Source organism: Pseudomonas sp. HK3 (assembly GCF_052920985.1).
The window spans coordinates 587,996-607,387 of sequence record NZ_JBREXD010000003.1; the positions used below are offsets into that span (position 1 = coordinate 587,996).

The following is a 19,392-nucleotide window of genomic DNA, read 5'->3' on the forward strand; positions in this document are numbered from 1 at the left end:
TTATTTTAAGGTGACAATATTATTGGGGGAAGTTCAGCGCTAGGCCTCAAATTTGAGGCTGTAGATAAATCTGTGTAACTGCTTATCATCAAAGCCAGAAATGGCTAAGGATAGGCAGCAATGAACAAAGAAGCACTAGAAGCCTTTGCCCGCGAAGCGGCAAAGGGTATTAAAACAGAACAAGACCTTAATGAATTTCGTCAGATGCTCACTAAAGTGACAGTTGAGCGGGCTTTAAATACTGAGCTTGATGAGCACCTTGGTTATGAACGGAATGAAGAATCCTCTAACTCCAATAGCCGCAATGGCACCACCAGTAAAACTTTACGCACCGAAGATGGCCAGTTTCAACTAGATACCCCTAGGGATCGCGAAGGCTCTTTTAATCCTAAATTAGTAAAGAAAAATCAGACTCGGTTTACCTCGATGGACGATAAAATTTTATTTTTATACGCCCAAGGCATGACCACACGAGAAATCGTTAAAACGTTTAAAGAACTGTATAACGCAGATGCCTCTCCAAGCCTAATTTCAAAAGTCACTGATGCGGTCATTGAAGAAGTGATTGAATGGCAATCTCGTGAATTAGATGCGGTGTATCCCATTGTTTATCTTGATTGCATCGTGCTTAAAATTCGTCAGGACAAACAGGTGATCAATAAATCAGTTTACCTTGCCTTAGGCGTCAACATGGAAGGCCACAAGGAGTTATTGGGCATGTGGCTATCTGAAAACGAAGGGGCTAAGTTCTGGCTAAATGTTCTGACTGAGCTGCAGAATCGTGGTGTGAAAGACATTCTCATTGCTTGCGTGGATGGCCTGAAGGGCTTTCCAGATGCTATCAATGCCGTCTATCCAGAAACGCAAATTCAGCTGTGCATCGTGCACATGGTGCGTAACTCAGTGAAGTACGTTCCTTGGAAAGATTACAAAGCCGTCACCGCTGATTTAAAGAAAATTTACCAGGCCGCGACTGAGGAAAGTGCCTTGCAATCACTGTCTGATTTTAGTGAGAAGTGGGATGGTCAATATCCACAAATCAGCCGATCTTGGCGTAATCACTGGGAGAATTTAAATACGCTTTTTAACTATCCTGCTGATATCAGAAAAGCCATTTACACAACCAATGCCATTGAATCTCTGAACAGCGTTATTCGAAAAGCGACGAAAAAACGAAAAGTATTTCCAACAGAAGAGTCGGCTAAAAAAGTGGTTTACCTTGCGGTACGACAAGCTTCGGAAAAGTGGACTATGCCGATAAGAAACTGGAAAACGGCCTTGAACCGATTTATGATCATGTTCGAAGACCGTTTGAAAGATTACATTTAAAACTGGCGGTTACACAGAATGGCTTACATCCTCTCAAATTTAGCTATTTTTTTATCCTAATATCGCCATTCTCTTTGAGGACTAGAGAAATTCTTGTTGTTTCTTTTTTTAGAAATGACCTTATAAAAGTAATATACAAAGACCTACCGCCTATTACCTTGTAACCAGCCTCATAAGAAATTGACAAACCATTCACATAGATATTACCCAAATCACCTATAATTCCAGCTGGAACAGTATATGTTTTACCAAATGCTTCAACTTCCAAAAACGATATATGATCTCCATCACTTCTCCCTGTGATAACAATTGGACCAGATCCATCTAACCCCTTAGATTCAACTACAAAATTTGTTAAAGGCAGAATTCCTTCCTTAGATGCAAAGACAGGAAGAGATAGCATTAAAATAAATATTAGCAAAACTTTCATATTTTCTATTCTCATTGACTTATAACGCTTTGCTAAGGGCCAATTGACTATTGGCTAAACTTGCGCGAAGCGCCAAGCCAACTGTTAATTGTCCCAGTGAGTTTACGAACGAACTTAAGCAACTTGTTATACGATACCTAATTCGTTACGCATTTCTAAGAATATTTTATTTTGTAAATCAATAAGTTTCTTTCCTTCCCCATTTAACTCTGTGGCCATATACTCTTGGGAAATTCTATTAGTCTCTTCAGGGTCGGTAATGAACTTTGTTGCATTGGCGTTCATCCATTGCAGGAATTCAACCGTTTTTTCTTGGGTTATCTCTAAAGAAACAACATATTCATTTAGTAGCTTTAGGAGCTTTAGGAGCTTTAGGAGCTTTAGGAGCTTTAGGAGCTTTAGGAGCTTTTCTCCAGCCTCAAGTCTTAACCCATTAATTTCATTTTTAAAAGTGAGAAATATCTCTGATACATCACCTTGAAGTGCAAGCATATTCCGAATGTAATCGGCGGTATTACCATCCGATGGATCATTTAGAACATCAATGATTCCCGTTTGAAAGCCATCAAAGAGTGCTTTACGTGAATTAGCAGTATAAGAATCCATCAAAGTATAATATTTCTTATAAATAGATAATTTACCTTCGTATAGCTTCTTTTGTTTATCTAAATCGAATTCAAGTTCACTTTTTAGCTTTGCTAAATCTTGATCGTATTCATGCTTGATTGATTGCTTCAATCGTTCTTTGATCCAAAAAACGCCAATAACATTGATTACAGCAGTAACAAGAGCTGAAGTGCTAATTATTGCGACTAAATCCATTTGGAACACCTATTCGTATAACGCCCTATATAAACCGCGCGAAGCGTCGGGTGGCCGCAGGGCGCGAATTTAATATTCTTGTTACGTTGTGAAGCCAAAGCTATTCCAGCCATCCCTTTTCTCTTTCACAAAGTCTATCCCATTCATTTCTACTAACGACAGCAATATTATCACTATGTGTTCCGACTAGTAGATACTTTAAATCCCACGATAAAACCTCATCATGATCTTTTGGTCTGTTACCACCAAAATTTGGGAGCAAGCCCTTATTAAAGGACCAGATTTCACCTTTTATTAGGTCATATAACTCTTTGACTGATTTGGGCTCATTTTCTAAGAAAGGTGTGCTTACCAACTTCTCAGAAATAAATTCAATATCATTAGATTCATCATCTATGCACCAGCCACCCGTTTCATACCATAGATAAGCACCAAACCCATTTTGCTTTATATGTAAGACTTTATCTGAAATATTCGGGTCAAGTTGGTAAAAGCCTAAACTAATTAATTTATTCGAATTAATTGTTTCAATTTCTACAGATTTAGCTAAAGAAAATAAAGAATTAACTTGAGAGTAAATTACTCCCAACTCATATATAACTACGTCTAAGTTCGAAGTAGAACAAAGAAGCGCCCCTATCTCTTTCTTAATTTTTATTTGCAGATCACACATCTTCATATTATTGCAACGTAACATTTTAATCATGCGCACACTCGTTTTTGCATTTCACATAAGCCTCTTAAAACGAAAATAAACCCTTTTAAAATAAGAAGCTATGAGCTTTCAGGTATCTATCTAGCCTGTAAAAAACGAGCATGCCGCTTTTCATCCAAATAACGGGGTCTCGTTATTTCGGCATTGGTTTTCGTAAGCATATAAATTTAATCTATTTTATTGATGTTAACTAGGTGAATAAGCACTTTTCGAGCTTATCTATGCTTTAAGCACACCACTCTCCCAGCACATCAGAAGAAGAAAAACCATGCATCATGATATTATCAGCAACACGACCAAAGCCAAGTGAAAACTCATTTTCACCCCCACGAAACCATTAAAAATACAAAATAATTATTTCAAATAAGAAGCTATGGATTTTCAAAAAACGTATAAAATATGCGTTGATGGAATCCATCACATAACACCCTCACAAGAGCCGAGCGCTAACAAATACGATTACCTTCTTTTGTTAAATCCCATAATCACGCTCAACTTTTGAAACCCTAAGTTTAAAGCTAACATACCATTTTTCGCGGCCCAAACGCCGAGCTTCTTGATGCTCTGCATGTAACTTCCAATTTTTTATAGACTCAATATCTGACCAATAGGATACTGTAATGCCCAAATCCTCTCTAGCTGACTCTTGTAGTGGTACAGTGATTTTGGCCACCTAAATAGAGGTGATATCATCACCTCATAAGTATCTTAGGTGACATATGAGTAAGCAAGGTAGAAAGCATTTTACACCCGAATTTCGTTTAGGAGTTGCACAACTAATCGTTGATAAAAATTATTCTGTACGCGAAGCTGCTGAGTTAATGAATGTCGGTAAATCCACCGTCGATAAGTGGGCAAGACAGCTCAAACTTGAACGTGATGGTGGCATACCAGCAGCATCCCCAATGACCCCTGATCAAATCAAAATTCGTGAGCTGGAAAAGAGAATTAAAGACATTGAAGAAGAGAAAGAAATCCTAAAAAAGGCTACCGCTCTCTTGATGTCGGACTCGATGAGAGGTTCTCGTTAGTCCAGAAGCTGAAAGAGAGCTACGCCGTTACGAAGCTATGCAATGTATTTGAAGTGTATCGCAGTAGTTTTAAATATTGGTTAAGTCACCCAGAAAAACTTACCTCTAAAACGATTGAGTTGCATAGTAGAATTCGGGAAATGTTCAGGCTAAGTAACGGCTCTGCGGGCGCTAGAACAATCAGTACGATGGTGACTCAATCAGGTATTAAATTAAGCCGCTACAGGGCAAGAAAAGCCATGCAGTACTTGGATTTAATTAGCAAACAACCTTTTGCGCCGAAGTACAAGAAAGCAAATAACGAGCACCTTGCAGTGCCCAATTTACTTAATCGCCAGTTTAATGTGGCCGCACCTAATCAAGTTTGGTGTGGTGATGTCACTTATGTTTGGATCGGGAAAAGATGGGCTTATTTAGCTGTGGTAATGGATTTATACGCCCGCAAGCTAATTGGCTGGGCGCTCTCATTATCGCCAGATAGTCAGTTAACCAGTAAAGCTTTACAACATGCCTATGAAAGCCGAGGGCAACCTAAAGGAGTGATGTTCCATTCCGATCAAGGTATGCATTACACCAGTAGAAAGTTTAGGCAAACACTATGGCGCTGCCAGATAAAACAAAGCATGAGTCGTCGAGGTAATTGCTGGGATAATGCACCAATGGAGCGATTTTTTAGAAGCTTAAAAACAGAATGGATGCCGAAATATGGGTATAGCAATTTTGCTGAGGCTGAATATTCGATAACAAATTATATCGCAGGTTATTATTCTCAGTTGAGACCACACCAGCATAATAATGGGAAGACTCCAAATGAGGCAGAAGGATTATTCTTTCAAGCCTCTTAAACTGTGGCCAGATTTACTTGACCACTACATCTACACCTAAAAATCCCGGTTGTGTAGCAGCAAGCTTTACCATTTTATCTGCAGTTTCCCCATAACCATCAATATCCTCTGAAAGTAAAGATGTAAAGATAACTGCGTAATATGGTGGTTTCGGCGTTTTAGCAATTCGACTCATTTATTCTCTCCAGAAACCTAACGCTTTATTGTTGAGCGAAGTGTAAACATTCAAGTACCACGGGTGCGTACTCCAACTTTTTGTTAGACGTTTTTTCGCGCATTTACTCTTGTATATGTATTAAAGCCATTTCTACCTTTAACCTCTATAGTGTTCTTATCTAGAATCCGATAATCAGAGTCCCCAACAATTGCGCTATTAGGACGATAAGTTCCTTTTTTTCGAAGCACCCACTTGGCCCGCAAAAGGATATAAAATATAACCCTCTTGGAGCTTTTCCAATAGCAAGGCCGTGATCATTTTTTAGATCTCTTTTCCAAAATCCACCAAGTGGATGTGTCTTACTTGGCTTCCCCTGCTTTTCAATATGCCAATTTTTATCAGGGGGATTCTTAACCATTTCAATTATTCTTTTAATTTTTTCAAACATACCAAGTGCCTAAAGGTTTTGAAAATACGTCTATTTTTACAAAAGATGACGCCGGAAATTTGTCCGATGCAGATGATTATTGTAGCTTTCAGCGTGCTAGTAACCGGTCTATTTGTTTCACGACACTGCCACGCACATTTTGTTTCTTAAATGTAGTGGGGATATGCAAAAGAAAACTAGACCACTTATGATCCGTTGTTTTCCTCTCGTTAGAAGCAATATAATCTCTTAAATCAGCAGCAGACTCACGATTAAAGGCCCACAAAACCTCACCTTTAATAGGAAGTGAAAAGTAAGCATCACTAGGCCATTGTAAGTTATAAGGCTTTCTCAAATGGCATTTGATACATGAAACAGCGCCTAAGTCGGTACCATGACTTCTATATAGGTACTTTGAATGGCTCCAGTTCTCAGGTTTATAGCCTTCAGGCAGATTTTGAATAGCGTCAGTAGAACCACCATGAAGATTTGCATAGTATATCGCTCCATGCCATTTATGCCCGCATGAATCTTTAAACATTTTATATTCAAAAAGAACACTTTTCTCGAAGAAAGGCACATCTGTCTTAAGTGAAATTTTGACAATCTCTGCAAATTCAAAAACTGCATATTCAGCACAAGATGGGCATCTAATATCTACCTTGTGCGGCATCGGGTTCCAATCATATGTACCAGTCATTTCAACCTCAATGGCCTATAACGAGACTGTAGGAAAACCCACAGCTTAAATTTACGAATAAAAATAAGGTAAAAATCACTGTAAAAATGTGCCTCAGTTTCAATTCTGAATAGGTTTTACCACGAAATATTCTTTAAATTTAACGTAGATTTAGTTTATTTTTTCACATTGAGGTTTTTCTACAGCCTCAACGCCTCAAACAACGGCTTGGTAAAGTTGGCGGCCTTTTTTGCCTATGCAAAAAAGCTAACAGCTTTACCAAGTACGCTTGCTTTGACTTGTTAAGTATTCAAAGTTATGGACACTTAGACGACCAAATAGCATTGGCGGCTAGAGTTAGTTTGCATTGATCTTCTGCTTTAAAGACACCAGGGATTTCCCTACCACAAAATCGCTCATATTTTATGGCAGTATCTGAATGGTAATATAAACGGCAAGATGAAGATTCAGACGATTGTCTAACAGCGACCGAAGCGATGCAATCTGCATCAGCTGCACAGAGGTCCTGGCACCCGCCATTAACTGATTCAAATATAGACATAGTTCCTGATTTAGCGATATATCCTCCCTCTAGCTCAAACCACCCTTCCTTAACGGTAACGCCATCTGAGTTTACGTAGTCTCGTAGGCTTATGCTGAGTAATCCATTGCTTGGGCTATCGCCACAGCTTAGAAGTCTATTGCCTGTACCATCATCAAAAAAGCTTGTAGATATCATTCTTGTCAATGTGCCGGTGGGGACTGTATGAGTATTGGATGGGCAGCCTACTGGATATATAGCGTTTGCCGCTAAGGCCTCGCACATATGCTGATGATTCAGTTCTACTGTCTGGTTTTGTGACAGATCAGAATTGAAACCACAATCATATGCATCCCATAATCCATCATGATTGGTGTCTTCATCTCTATCATTAGTTCCATTACCATTTAGATCCCAGCAATTAATGCCTGCAACTCCAGCCGCCCCTTGCGGTCCTGTCGATCCATTATCACCTTCTAGGGGGCAACCTGTAAGAAGAAGTGTTAAAAGGAATATGGTTATTAGTTTAAATTTCATTTTAAAAATCCTCGGTTTATTGAATTAATACGTGCTATAGAAAATATTAGATTACTTAACAATTTAATCATGCGCACGCTCGTTTTTGCATTTCACATAAACCTCTTAAAACGGAAATAAACCCTTTTAAAATAAGAAGTTATGACCTTTCAAGTTTATATCTAACCTGTAAAAACGAGCATGCCGCTTTTCATCGAAATAACGGGGTCTCGTTATTTCGGCATTGGTTTTCGTAAGTATTTGAATTTAATCTATTTTACTGATGTTAACTAGGTAAAAGTGAGCATTTTTCTCAGACTTTTCGAGCCACGCTCTGCTGATTACTCATATATTCAAAAATACGCTGTTGATCAATACAGCATATTTACTGCAAGGGGTGGTCACTAGTGCGATTCTAAATATTTTTAAACCAGCAGAGAAATGACAGGCACTTAAAGATAGGTAAATATGCTTAGTTTGAATATTTATCAAACAACCCATAAATTTTTAGGAATAGCATTAATAGTCATACTACTTATGCTTGTGGCAAGAATATCTAGCTTAAAATACAACGGGTGATATACATTAAAATGCAAATATACAAGGCATCCATACTGATGAAATATTATTCAAGTCATTTTTAAATATGTTTATCATATGTCACTTCATATGATTCGAATCCAAATTTACGGTATAACGATTTAGCTGCACGATTATCTGCAAGAAATGAAATTTTTATTCGATTAAGATTACGTAATTTACAATGCTGCTCTGCTTTTTCAAGCAGTGCGACGGCAACACCTTGATTCCTAAATTCATCAAACACAGCTAAATCAGAAATAACACCATAGGTTTTATATTGCTCAAGTAAATGGCTGTCACCGTCATCTTCTTTTTCAATATAAACACAGACAAAACCAAAAACAGTCAGGCCATCAACTGCAACATATATTTCACCGTCATTTTCTTTGCATTCTTTCAAGATATAATTAACATAGTTTATTGCCACGTCAACACCACAAGCTCGGTCATCACTGAGTGTCTTTTCGTAGTCTTGTAAAATCGCCAATAATTGGACTAAAGTGTCGAAATGAGATGTTTCATATGGAATTATTTTCATATTATTCTAGAGTAAAGGTATTCATTTATATTTATATCCAACGATAATTACATAGGTTTAACTTTTTTAAGCCTTGAGTGTATGGTAATAAATCGACAAATAAAAATATCAGCGTCATTATGACGCTAGTCTTATGGTTGGCTGTGTAGTGGTCAAGTAAATCTGGCCACAGTTTAAGAGGCTTGAAAGAATAATCCTTCTGCCTCATTTGGAGTCTTCCCATTATTATGCTGGTGTGGTCTCAACTGAGAATAATAACCTGCGATATAATTTGTTATCGAATATTCAGCCTCAGCAAAATTGCTATACCCATATTTCGGCATCCATTCTGTTTTTAAGCTTCTAAAAAATCGCTCCATTGGTGCATTATCCCAGCAATTACCTCGACGACTCATGCTTTGTTTTATCTGGCAGCGCCATAGTGTTTGCCTAAACTTTCTACTGGTGTAATGCATACCTTGATCGGAATGGAACATCACTCCTTTAGGTTGCCCTCGGCTTTCATAGGCATGTTGTAAAGCTTTACTGGTTAACTGACTATCTGGCGATAATGAGAGCGCCCAGCCAATTAGCTTGCGGGCGTATAAATCCATTACCACAGCTAAATAAGCCCATCTTTTCCCGATCCAAACATAAGTGACATCACCACACCAAACTTGATTAGGTGCGGCCACATTAAACTGGCGATTAAGTAAATTGGGCACTGCAAGGTGCTCGTTATTTGCTTTCTTGTACTTCGGCGCAAAAGGTTGTTTGCTAATTAAATCCAAGTACTGCATGGCTTTTCTTGCCCTGTAGCGGCTTAATTTAATACCTGATTGAGTCACCATCGTACTGATTGTTCTAGCGCCCGCAGAGCCGTTACTTAGCCTGAACATTTCCCGAATTCTACTATGCAACTCAATCGTTTTAGAGGTAAGTTTTTCTGGGTGACTTAACCAATATTTAAAACTACTGCGATACACTTCAAATACATTGCATAGCTTCGTAACGGCGTAGCTCTCTTTCAGCTTCTGGACTAACGAGAACCTCTCATCGAGTCCGACATCAAGAGAGCGGTAGCCTTTTTTAGGATTTCTTTCTCTTCTTCAATGTCTTTAATTCTCTTTTCCAGCTCACGAATTTTGATTTGATCAGGGGTCATTGGGGATGCTGCTGGTATGCCACCATCACGTTCAAGTTTGAGCTGTCTTGCCCACTTATCGACGGTGGATTTACCGACATTCATTAACTCAGCAGCTTCGCGTACAGAATAATTTTTATCAACGATTAGTTGTGCAACTTCTAAACGAAATTCGGGTGTAAAATGCTTTCTACCTTGCTTACTCATATGTCACCTAAGATACTTATGAGGTGATGATATCACCTCTATTTAGGTGGCCAAAATCACTGTACCACTACACTGTGTATACCATAAACGGCATGATTTAATATGTTACCTGCGATTATTTCTTTGTTGGTAATTACGCCTTCAAGCTTTAATCCCAGCCGCTCACATACTGCCCTACTTGATGTATTACACTCTGCCACCGATATTTGGATTTTCTCTAACTTTAAGTCTGTGGATGCATAATCTATTAGACACTTACAAACACGCGTAAGGCATATTTCATCATCAATGACTTTTTTAAACATCTAACGTCTTTGTTTTAATACAAAAACCTTTAATGCCTTTTTATGAATATAATTGAAAAGGCTTAAGATCAATATCTTCAATATCACAAACCGCTTTTATGGTTGGGTTTTCACACAGGCGCTTTAAGTATAAAGCTAAATTATTAAACGTCAGCGGCGATTTTTGTATTGGCAACGACCATTCCGCCAGCATAAATAGAAAATAATCACACGCTGTTAGCTCGTCACCAAGCAAATATTCATTATTTTCAAGCTGATCATTAATAATAGACAGCGCATCCGCAATTCTGTCATCTTGTGCTGCAATTACATTCGGTATAGTTGTTTCATCATTTGTGTGACGATACGGATAATAACGAACCATCAATTCGGCTTGAAGGGTGTTATTCAAAAACGTTAACCATTGATAAAACATCGGCCGCTTTGGGTCACCGATAGCTGGCATTAAGCCTGATTCAGGGTATAACTCACAAATATGCATGCATATAGCGGCGCTTTCAAATATGGGTTGCTCATCAATCACTAATGTTGGAATACGCCCTGCTGGGTTTAATTTAAGATAATCCGCTGATTTGTGTGAGTTCGACTTTGTGTCGACCAACAGCAACTCATAGTCTGCATTGACATGATGCAATATGAAATGTGGCGCTAAACTCGCATTATTTGGGTAGTAGTAAAGTTTAAACAATCTTAACTCCTTGTCTTGCTTTAGGCGGTATAACATCAAGCTCTGACTTTATCATTGGGTAACTGCTTATGCCATTATGGCAAATCACTGCCATATGGTTTTGCGATTACTCAAAATACATTCATAGCGTGTCACTTAAAGCCGTTATTGAGCGCCACTAGCCGCTATATCATCGACTTTTTACAATTTTGAGCACCTCTTTAAGGCTTTATTGGTCGTTCAAATGGTTTTGATCTTAACAAATAACCTCTAATGAGCATTTAGAGCAATTTTGTCGCGCTATAGGTTGAATATTGCAAATTGGTTATATGCAATTTTTTGATTTATTCTTAATCGTATCTTTCAAAATTGTGAGATAGACTAATTGATGTAATATTGGTCTAAATTGAACCTAGGTGATATCAGATAATATATGACGATACTTTTAATATTCGTTTCTATCGCTATTGGTGTTTCATTTATCTGTTCGATTCTTGAGGCCGTATTGCTAAGCGTTAACTCCGCACATATTGAAATGATGGAACGCGAAGGCAGCAAATCAGGCAAGATATTAAAAGCTTTTAAGCGTGACATAGGTCAGCCTCTGGCCGCGATTTTAACGTTAAATACTATCTCGCATACTATCGGCGCCGCTGTCGCTGGCGCGCAAGCCGCAGTTGTATTTGGTAATGCCTACTTAGGTGTGTTTTCAGGCGTATTGACGCTGTTAATTTTAATCTTTTCTGAAATCATTCCTAAAACGATAGGCGCTCGATATTGGCGAGAATTAGCACCGGTTTCTGCCCATACACTAAAATACATGATCTGGTTACTTTACCCTTTTGTAAAACTGTCTGAGGCACTCACTAAAAGATTACATGGCGAACCAACATTAAACGGGTTTAGTCGTGAAGAGTTTTTAGCAATGGCTGATTTAAGCTCAGAAGATGGCTTGTTAGAAGTACAAGAATCTCACTTTATTAAAAGCTTACTTTTGTTGCGTACCATGAAAGTTAAAGATGCCATGACACCGAGGACGGTGATTTTCCGCTTACAAGACACCTTGTTAGTTGATGAGTACTTCCATAAATATGATCAAGTCTTTTTCTCTCGAGTGCCAATTTACAATAAGACTGATGACAATATTATCGGCTATGTTTTCAGAAGTGACCTACTGTTAGCGAAAGCTCGAGGTAACTGCCAACAAAAACTAAGCAATTATATTCGACCTATTCCTGCCATTGCCGTCACTATGCCCCTTAAAGATGTTTTTAATTGCCTTATTGAAGAACGCACACACATCATGTTGGCCGTAGATGAGTACGGCAGTGTCCAAGGTATTATTACCCTAGAAGATGTCATTGAGACAGCACTAGGCTTAGAAATTGTTGATGAAAAAGATCAAGCTGTCGACATGCAAAAAGAAGCGCGAAAACTGTGGAATAAACGAATGAAAGAAAAAGGCATTAAAATTAACGAATAGAGAATCGCGTTTGAATGCCTTATATGGCACGCTTCTTTACGTCTAATGTCATGACTGTCGCACCAGAAAACCCCAGCAACCCTTTTAAATACGAGAACCTCTCAGTCTTCTAGTGCAACAAAGCCTTTTGACTCATAAAGCTTTTTCGCCTGTGGGTTTCTGTCAATAACATCTTAAATGGTTCAGGCTTATTGCGCTTTAATCGCCTTCTGGGCTTGATTCTTAAGTTAATAAGCCATTTCGCTATTTGTTCATTCTATGAACTCAAAAGAGACTGATGCCGATAACCGATTTCGCTGATAGAAAATGCTTGGCATGCCAGCCGAATACTGACAGCGTGATTAGAAACAGCTGGTTGTGCTAATTATTTACGCTGCAACAGCTTTACCACTCAGCGTGCACCGCTCTTTGGGTGTTTTTGACATGGCTCTTGAATGATCTCAGACTTAAAACGTTCCTCCGCGTACATTTTTTAAGCAGCTATTTTCATCTTCAAGCTCTTTGAGTCGAGCCACCATAGATGTATCCATGGCGCCATGCTTAGCGTGTCATTAATAGACGTTGGCTGAACTTATGCCGTGCTCGCGGCAAAGCTCTGGGACGGGAACGCCTGCCTCAGCTTGCTTAAGAACAGCCATAATTTGGCTATCAGAATAACGTGATGTTTCATGTAGATTTGCTGCATTTAGTGTACGAGAAAATTCTACTTTGGGCGTTGTTAATTAGATGCAGAGTCTTTGGGAGCTGTAGATACATTACTGGCTTAGAATTTCAAAAACGTAGGCGCTTAGACTAAAAGCATGGTAAGTAAATCGTCTAATTATTGTATTCATTCAATAGCAAAAAGATTCGTTTTTAAATATGCATAATTGGTTATTTTCTTAATTACAAAGTTTAAATTTAGTCGCAGACTCAGGGAAGCGGTTATTTTTATGCGCTTGCATATTAGCCGCTGGGTATGTTTGATAATTTTCTAGATATTCCAGTTAACATCCTAGCGCGGTGTTATATGTCTACGATCATTACTAGCATAATAATCAATCACTACGTTTAAGTTTAATCTCTTTATAAGTCATAAATGTTACTGAAAAGTTGACCCCTAAAATAACTCATAATGTCGTACTATTAGGTGATTTATTTCTCCAATTTGATACCGCATACTGCTGAACGAATTACGAATTAATAATCCGCAGTATAAACAATGAGAACGTAATGATCGGTCTTACACACGGCAGTATGACAAAGTTTATATTAGTGTTAACACCTTTGGTCCTGTTAATGCCATTTGGCTTGGATTTATATGTACCTTCTATACCCTTAATAGGTAATGATTTAGGGGCTAGCACGCAAGAAATGCAAATGACATTGAGCGGTTTTTTAGCCTGTTTTGCATTTTCTCAGCTTTTTTTCGGGCCTATATCAGATGCCTATGGTCGCGTGAAAATAGCATTTGTGGGCGGTGGATTATTTATATTTGGCTCTGTCCTAGCCATGTTCAGCACATCATTTGAGATGTTTTTTCTGGGTCGTATTATCCAGGCGGCTGGAGCTTGTGCAGGGTACGTGGTGACGTTTGCTATTATTCGAGACTGCTACCCAGGTGACAGTAGCGCGCCAATGTACAGCTATATTAATGGCATAATTGCCTTTTCGCCGATTTTAGCACCTGCATTGGGCACTGCATTAGATATACATTTTGGCTGGCACTCAGGATTTTTATTTCTAACTGCACTTGGCGTCTTATCTATCATATCCGTTAAGTACTACTACAAAGAAACGCTTAACAAAAGCGATCGACTACCGGTTAACATCAAGGTATTTAAACGCTATATTTCCTTTTTAAAAAAACCATCGTTTATTCTTTATGCGTTAAGTAGTGGCTCAGGAATATCGTACCTTTTTGTCTTTGCATCCATTTCACCAATAGTACTGCTTGAGATATTACACCTCCCCAAAGAAACCTTTGGTTTATATTTTTCCTTTATGGGTGTGTCTTACATGATTGGTAGTTTTATCGGTGGTAAGTTAAGTCAGTCGCTGAGTGTTCGATCCATGCTGATTCTTGGTCATAGTATTGCCGTATTAGGAGGCGTATTTTCCCTAATCTGGCATCACTACTACGGCCTAAGTGCGCTGGGTTTTGTGATACCCATGTTGCCCATAGGCATTGGCGGAACACTCTGTCTTGGGGCTAGCACAAGTGGCGCCCTAGAGCCGTTTCCAAAATCTGCCGCATCTGCCACCGCTATGTTCGGGCTTATTCAGTCTTTAACAGCCGCAAGTGTAGGCGCTATTGTCGTTAGTCTAGGCGTGACGTCTAGCTTGCCTATCGGTTACACCGCCGTGTTAATGAGTTCGACCATGCTCATATTATTTTTACTATTAAATGCAGTGACTGACTCTGGCGATATAAACCAAGTTAACGAGAGCAATGAAGTGTTGATGAAGGGTAATCGTTAGCCTTGCGACCTCCTAGCGGGTGATTACAAACAGTGTTTCTTTAGCAACCTCTTTTTGAGGGTGCATCTTACCAACATAAAATGAGTAAGCGTTATATGGATGGCATTATGGATATAGATGACGAAAAATCTAGGATAGAGAAAGAACACTTATTGAAATATGCCCAGATGATTTCAAGGCGAGGCTACATTAGTAATCAATTGGGCAATATCGCATTGCGTTCAATAAATAAAGCCCAAGGTGAATCCCTTATTTTTACGAAACATCGCGGCATCTCTATTGAAGAAATGGGCATGGAGAATATCGTTGGTATTGGTCTAAATAGCAATTTATTACATGATGGTGATATACCTCCCAGTATTGGACATGCATTAAACCGAGAAATATTTTTACACAGAGAAGACGTTAATGCAGTTATTCATGTGCATGTGGATGAGTTGATTGCCTATTTTTCTTTTTTTTATGATCAGCCATTTAAGTTTATTTCTGCAGATGCTGCGATCATTTTAGCGGCTCCCATCGTGGTTCTTCCGCCAGAATTAAATGTGGAAGCGGATGCAGGAATGGCCAGTCAATATATAACCGACACCAATGTACTGGTGTTGGCGAATCATGGCATTACTACTTTCGGTAAAACCCTATCTCAAGCTTATCACCGTCTTAATACTATGGTGGCTGAAATTCGAAGACTGCTGTTTGCCCATAAACTCTCATCGAGTACTCAACGCGAGATAAGGTATATCAATGACAGTGAAGAGCAGTATCTCTATCAACTAGAACGGACGATTTTATAATGGATTTATCGGAGATACGTCCTTGTGATATGACACCCTACCTGGCTACCCGAAGTCAAAAACCGTCTTGGCTAAAGATAAACGTTAAACAAATAGCGAAGTGGGCACCCCCCAATGAGTCTAAAGAGGCGATACGATTAGACTTAAATGAAAATCAGTTTATTCAAGACGACTCAATCTCTGAACTGATTAAGGGAATTAATTGGTCTAACCTGCATCAATATCCCACGTATAATACACTTTACGAATCCCTAGCAGCTGACTCTGGTTTAGATTCCAAGTATCTACTCTCTACCAATGGTGCTGATCAAGCCATTGAAATTATCATTCGCTCCTTAAATCCGGCACTTAAGGTGGTATTGGCTGTACCTACATTCTCTTATTACCAGCATGTATTGTCATTAGAAGGCTTACAAGTCGACAAGGTCTTTTATTCAGCAGATTTAAGTTTAGATGTAGAAAAAATTATTGATTCAATTACAGAGAATACGGGGAGCATTTTATTAACGTCTCCGTCTAACCCCTTAACCACATCGTTAACGGAAAATGAGGTGGTCTATATTCTTCAAATGGCTGAAGCACATGATGTGCTTGTGGTGATAGATGAGGTGTATGCTCGATTTACTCAAACTGATTTTGGGCACCTAGTCTCACGATTCAAAAATTTGGTATTAATTAGGAGCTTTTCTAAATTTCACGGTTTGGCCTCGTTGCGTATGGGTTATATCGTTGCTGATCCTGAGGTCATCAGTCAGATGTCCAAAGTAAGAGGACCATGGGATGTGTCTGAACTTTCAGCTCAGTTAGTGTCTGCAGCGGTGTTTAGCACGAGCTGGTTAGATTACCTTCCATCCCTAGTCGCTAATAGGCAGGTGTTGATCGATGGCTTAGAATCTATTGGTGCGACAGTAGCCCCATCAAATGTCAGTTTCATTCTATTTTTTCATCCGCAAGCTCTCAGCATTCGTACGCAATTAAGACAAAAAAATATAGTGTTAGCCTCCTTAAAAGATTACCCCGATTCTGGAGGCCTTTTGCATAATGCGTTACGTATGGCTGTGCCTAATAAAACACAACTTGATTATATTCTCGATACGCTAAAGGGATTATCCATTTGAAAACAATACACCAGTCCTTAATGCTCAGCCCTATTGATAGTCGCTATTATTCCAAGGTCGAAGTATTAAGTGATTATTTCTCGGAATTTGCATTGGTAAAAGCACGGCTTAAAGTAGAGGTCGAATACCTTATCCGGTTTTGGAAAGAGATTCAGTTTACACCTGAGTTACAGAATGAAGATATTCATTATTTTAAAGAACTCGTCGACCAATTTTCTACTGACGATTTTATGGAGATTCAAAACACAGAGAAAACCCTGAATCATGATGTGAAATCCGTTGAAGTATTTTTAAGGCAACGGGTAGAAGCTCGCTTTAACCCAAAGGCATCCGAGTTGGTGCATTTCGGTATGACCTCCCAAGATGTGAATGATGTGGCGATCCCTTATTTATTAAAAACGGCCCTTGAGCAAGTGATTATCCCCGAGATTACATCCGTTGCAGAGACTCTAACTGAAATGTCTGAAAAGTTCAGATCAGTAGTCATGATTGCCCGCACCCACGGGCAACCGGCATCACCCACGGGACTGGGAAAAGAGTTTAGAGTATTCCTATCACGGTTAACCACAGAATTAGAACAGCTAAAGCAGTATGAACTAACAGGAAAGTTCGGAGGGGCTACAGGCAATCTTAACGCACATATATTGGCTTACCCTGATACCGATTGGGTTCAGTTCTCAAAAACATTATTATCTGAAGCGTTTTCATTAAAGCGTAGTGAACACACAACCCAAATCAATAACTTCGAAAGTAAATCGCGAGTATTTGATTCATTATCTCGAATATGCGGAATATTGCAGGATCTATCTCAAGATATGTGGCTTTACCTGATGATGGGATTTTTAACCCTGGAGACTAAATCTTCTGAGGTCGGTTCGTCTGCCATGCCTCACAAAGTAAATCCAATCGATTTTGAAAATGCCGAGGGCAATTTACAATACGCGAGTTCAATCTTCACTTTTTTAAGTCGAAAACTATTAGTTTCACGGTTACAAAGAGATTTAACGGATTATACCTTAAAACGAAATATTGGCGTTCCGATGGGACACCTATTACTGTCCTTGAAAAAGTTAAACACAGGATTAGGTAAGATCAAGCCTCATTATGACAATATACAAAAGGATTTAAGGGCTAACCATGTGGTCGTAGCTGAAGGAATTCAAACCCTATTAAGGCGAGAAGGCGTTGATAGAGCCTATGATAGGGTTAAGGAAATAGTCAGGGGTACGGGCATCTCGGCAAAAGATCTAGATGATTGGCTGAAAACAATTGATGTGCCAGAAGCTATAAAAACTGAAATGAGAAACTTAACTCCAGAACAGTATGCAGGAAGTTCAACATGGTAAATATGACTAACGATAATACTATTCAACTGTGTGTATTTGATTATGATGATACCTTAATGAGAACACGAGAGTGTAAAGTCGCAGCAGTCAAAGCCTTAGCTGAGCGACACTACGACTTAACTCTGAGCGTTGAGGATATTGAAAAACATTGGGGAATTGCTCATCATGCTCTGTTTGAAAATTTATTAGGCGTGCATGGGGATGAATTAACCAATGCATTAACATTGTATGAGAAGCTGGATGTTGAGTTTCCAATATCACCCTATGCTGATGCGGCGGAAGCATTAACGGAATTAGCCTCTGATTTTTCTCTGGTTATTGTATCTTCTTGTACGAAGAGTTTAATTCAAAGTCAACTTTCTCAAGGCACGTTAGCGGACGTTCAATTTGATGCAATTTTTGGTGCAGATGAAACCCAGTTTCATAAACCCTCTGGTAAGGTATTTAACGAATTAAGAGCTCAGTATCCCGATATCTCTCCTTCTAATATTATGTATGTTGGCGACAGCCAAAAAGATATGCAAGCAGCTGATGAAGTGGGGTTTCACTTTATTGGATTGGATCGTAATCATGCTGAAACTTCAAAAATGAGGGCGGCAGGCGCTAACGTAGTTACTAGTTTAATGGCAATGACTGATATCGTTTTAAATCACCATAAAGTCATGAATATATGAAAAGTATTAAGTCAGAATTGATTGAAGCGGCTTTGATCAGTACCTGCTCTACACCAGCAGTGGACTCAAATGGCGTCACTCGTTCAAACTATTTAAACGGGCATCAGTTTTTGTCATCGCCTAGAATTCTTAATATAGCGAGTCAACAATTACTGAGTCATATTGAAAGAACTCCTGCGACGTATATTGCAGGCCTGGCTTTGGGGGCATGTGGTCTTGTGGCGAGTATCAGCACATTAAGTGTCGATAGAAAATCGCCATTGCCTTATTTTTATATTCGTCGAGATTCAAAACGATACGGGTTCTCAGGCACGCTAACTTATGAAATACCAAAAGGCGCCAAGGTTTTTTTGGTGGATGATATATTGAGTACGGGTGCATCGGCTATAAAGGCAATTGAAGCGTTAACACTTCATGGTTTGGTACCCGTTGGGTTTGGTGCAGTGGTTCATCGGGGTGAAAGCGGAATTAATCAATTATTGGCGCATGGAATCTCACCCATTACATTACTCTCAATGGAGGAGATTCATTCGGGTGTATCTCAGAAGCTGATTATGGGTTAAGTTCTTGCCCCCAGAAAAAATAGTCTTAAATTGGAAAACC

18 protein-coding genes and 2 pseudogenes are annotated in these 19,392 nt (G+C 39.0%); 9 read left to right on the plus strand and 11 right to left on the minus strand.

Annotated features, from left to right (window positions below):
• The first annotated feature begins 120 nt into the window (after positions 1–120).
• Positions 121–1,329, plus strand: coding sequence for an IS256 family transposase (locus ACU6U9_RS18210; RefSeq protein ID WP_446733082.1), 1,209 nt, complete (start codon positions 121–123; stop codon positions 1,327–1,329).
• 43 nt (positions 1,330–1,372) lie between these two features.
• On the opposite strand, the gene ACU6U9_RS18215 is transcribed toward ACU6U9_RS18210, so the two are convergent.
• From ACU6U9_RS18215 to ACU6U9_RS18225, 3 genes are all read right to left on the minus strand, one after another.
• Positions 1,373–1,774 (minus strand): hypothetical protein, encoded by a 402-nt coding sequence (locus ACU6U9_RS18215; protein WP_446736416.1) that lies wholly within the window; start codon positions 1,772–1,774, stop codon positions 1,373–1,375.
• Positions 1,775–1,885: 111 nt separating this feature from the next.
• Positions 1,886–2,581 (minus strand): hypothetical protein, encoded by a 696-nt coding sequence (locus ACU6U9_RS18220; protein ID WP_446736417.1) that lies wholly within the window; start codon positions 2,579–2,581, stop codon positions 1,886–1,888.
• A gap of 100 nt (positions 2,582–2,681) precedes the next feature.
• Complete coding sequence (locus ACU6U9_RS18225; RefSeq protein ID WP_446736418.1) at positions 2,682–3,287, minus strand: hypothetical protein; 606 nt, start codon at positions 3,285–3,287, stop codon at positions 2,682–2,684.
• Between the two features lie 728 nt (positions 3,288–4,015).
• Between ACU6U9_RS18225 and ACU6U9_RS18230 the strand changes: the two genes are divergently transcribed.
• Positions 4,016–5,172 (plus strand): IS3 family transposase gene (locus ACU6U9_RS18230; protein WP_446736419.1). Its coding sequence is split into 2 segments (ribosomal slippage): positions 4,016–4,274 and positions 4,274–5,172, totalling 1,158 coding nucleotides; the frame shifts between segments, so codons are not numbered across the junction.
• A 28-nt stretch (positions 5,173–5,200) separates the two neighbouring features.
• Here the strand turns inward: ACU6U9_RS18230 and ACU6U9_RS18235 are convergent.
• From ACU6U9_RS18235 to ACU6U9_RS18265, 7 genes and pseudogenes are all read right to left on the minus strand, one after another.
• A pseudogene (locus tag ACU6U9_RS18235) lies at positions 5,201–5,347 on the minus strand (antibiotic biosynthesis monooxygenase family protein); the annotation flags it as partial.
• Between the two features lie 160 nt (positions 5,348–5,507).
• Positions 5,508–5,777: a hypothetical protein gene (locus ACU6U9_RS18240; RefSeq protein WP_446736420.1), complete on the minus strand. Its 270-nt coding sequence runs from the start codon at positions 5,775–5,777 to the stop codon at positions 5,508–5,510.
• Between the two features lie 88 nt (positions 5,778–5,865).
• Complete coding sequence (locus tag ACU6U9_RS18245) at positions 5,866–6,456, minus strand: hypothetical protein (protein WP_446736421.1); 591 nt, start codon at positions 6,454–6,456, stop codon at positions 5,866–5,868.
• Between the two features lie 295 nt (positions 6,457–6,751).
• Complete coding sequence (locus tag ACU6U9_RS18250; protein ID WP_446736422.1) at positions 6,752–7,513, minus strand: hypothetical protein; 762 nt, start codon at positions 7,511–7,513, stop codon at positions 6,752–6,754.
• A 619-nt stretch (positions 7,514–8,132) separates the two neighbouring features.
• Positions 8,133–8,612 carry a GNAT family N-acetyltransferase gene (locus ACU6U9_RS18255; RefSeq protein WP_446736423.1) on the minus strand — a complete coding sequence of 160 codons (480 nt, stop codon included), beginning with the start codon at positions 8,610–8,612 and terminating at the stop codon, positions 8,133–8,135.
• Between the two features lie 173 nt (positions 8,613–8,785).
• A protein-coding gene (locus tag ACU6U9_RS18260; RefSeq protein ID WP_446736237.1) for an IS3 family transposase occupies positions 8,786–9,942 on the minus strand; the annotation gives its coding sequence in 2 pieces (ribosomal slippage) (positions 8,786–9,684 and positions 9,684–9,942; 1,158 coding nt in all).
• A gap of 345 nt (positions 9,943–10,287) precedes the next feature.
• Entirely contained in the window at positions 10,288–10,935 is a 648-nt protein-coding gene (locus ACU6U9_RS18265; protein ID WP_446736424.1) for a glutathione S-transferase family protein, read from the minus strand.
• A 412-nt stretch (positions 10,936–11,347) separates the two neighbouring features.
• On the opposite strand from ACU6U9_RS18265, the gene ACU6U9_RS18270 reads away from it, so the two are divergent.
• Positions 11,348–12,397, plus strand: a complete 1,050-nt coding sequence (locus tag ACU6U9_RS18270; RefSeq protein ID WP_446736425.1) for a CNNM domain-containing protein — start codon at positions 11,348–11,350, stop codon at positions 12,395–12,397.
• A gap of 178 nt (positions 12,398–12,575) precedes the next feature.
• On the opposite strand, the pseudogene ACU6U9_RS18275 reads toward ACU6U9_RS18270, so the two are convergent.
• A pseudogene (locus ACU6U9_RS18275) lies at positions 12,576–13,035 on the minus strand (transposase); the annotation flags it as partial.
• 574 nt (positions 13,036–13,609) lie between these two features.
• Here ACU6U9_RS18275 and ACU6U9_RS18280 point away from each other — a divergent pair.
• The 6 genes from ACU6U9_RS18280 to ACU6U9_RS18305 all read left to right on the plus strand — a co-directional run bounded on the left by ACU6U9_RS18280 (position 13,610) and on the right by ACU6U9_RS18305 (position 19,352).
• A complete protein-coding gene (locus ACU6U9_RS18280; RefSeq protein WP_446736426.1) occupies positions 13,610–14,857 on the plus strand; it encodes a multidrug effflux MFS transporter in 1,248 nt (415 codons plus the stop codon).
• Between the two features lie 107 nt (positions 14,858–14,964).
• Positions 14,965–15,651, plus strand: coding sequence for a class II aldolase/adducin family protein (locus ACU6U9_RS18285; RefSeq protein ID WP_446736427.1), 687 nt, complete (start codon positions 14,965–14,967; stop codon positions 15,649–15,651).
• A gap of 29 nt (positions 15,652–15,680) precedes the next feature.
• Complete coding sequence (locus tag ACU6U9_RS18290) at positions 15,681–16,769, plus strand: pyridoxal phosphate-dependent aminotransferase (protein ID WP_446736428.1); 1,089 nt, start codon at positions 15,681–15,683, stop codon at positions 16,767–16,769.
• Positions 16,766–18,115 carry an adenylosuccinate lyase gene (purB, locus tag ACU6U9_RS18295; protein ID WP_446736429.1) on the plus strand — a complete coding sequence of 450 codons (1,350 nt, stop codon included), beginning with the start codon at positions 16,766–16,768 and terminating at the stop codon, positions 18,113–18,115. The genes ACU6U9_RS18290 and purB overlap by 4 nt, the downstream gene beginning before the upstream one ends.
• Positions 18,109–18,789: an HAD family hydrolase gene (locus ACU6U9_RS18300; RefSeq protein ID WP_446736430.1), complete on the plus strand. Its 681-nt coding sequence runs from the start codon at positions 18,109–18,111 to the stop codon at positions 18,787–18,789. Before purB ends, ACU6U9_RS18300 begins: the two co-directional genes overlap by 7 nt.
• On the plus strand, positions 18,786–19,352 hold the full coding sequence (locus ACU6U9_RS18305) for an orotate phosphoribosyltransferase (protein WP_446736431.1): 567 nt from the start codon (positions 18,786–18,788) through the stop codon (positions 19,350–19,352). The genes ACU6U9_RS18300 and ACU6U9_RS18305 overlap by 4 nt, the downstream gene beginning before the upstream one ends.
• Positions 19,353–19,392 lie beyond the last annotated feature (40 nt).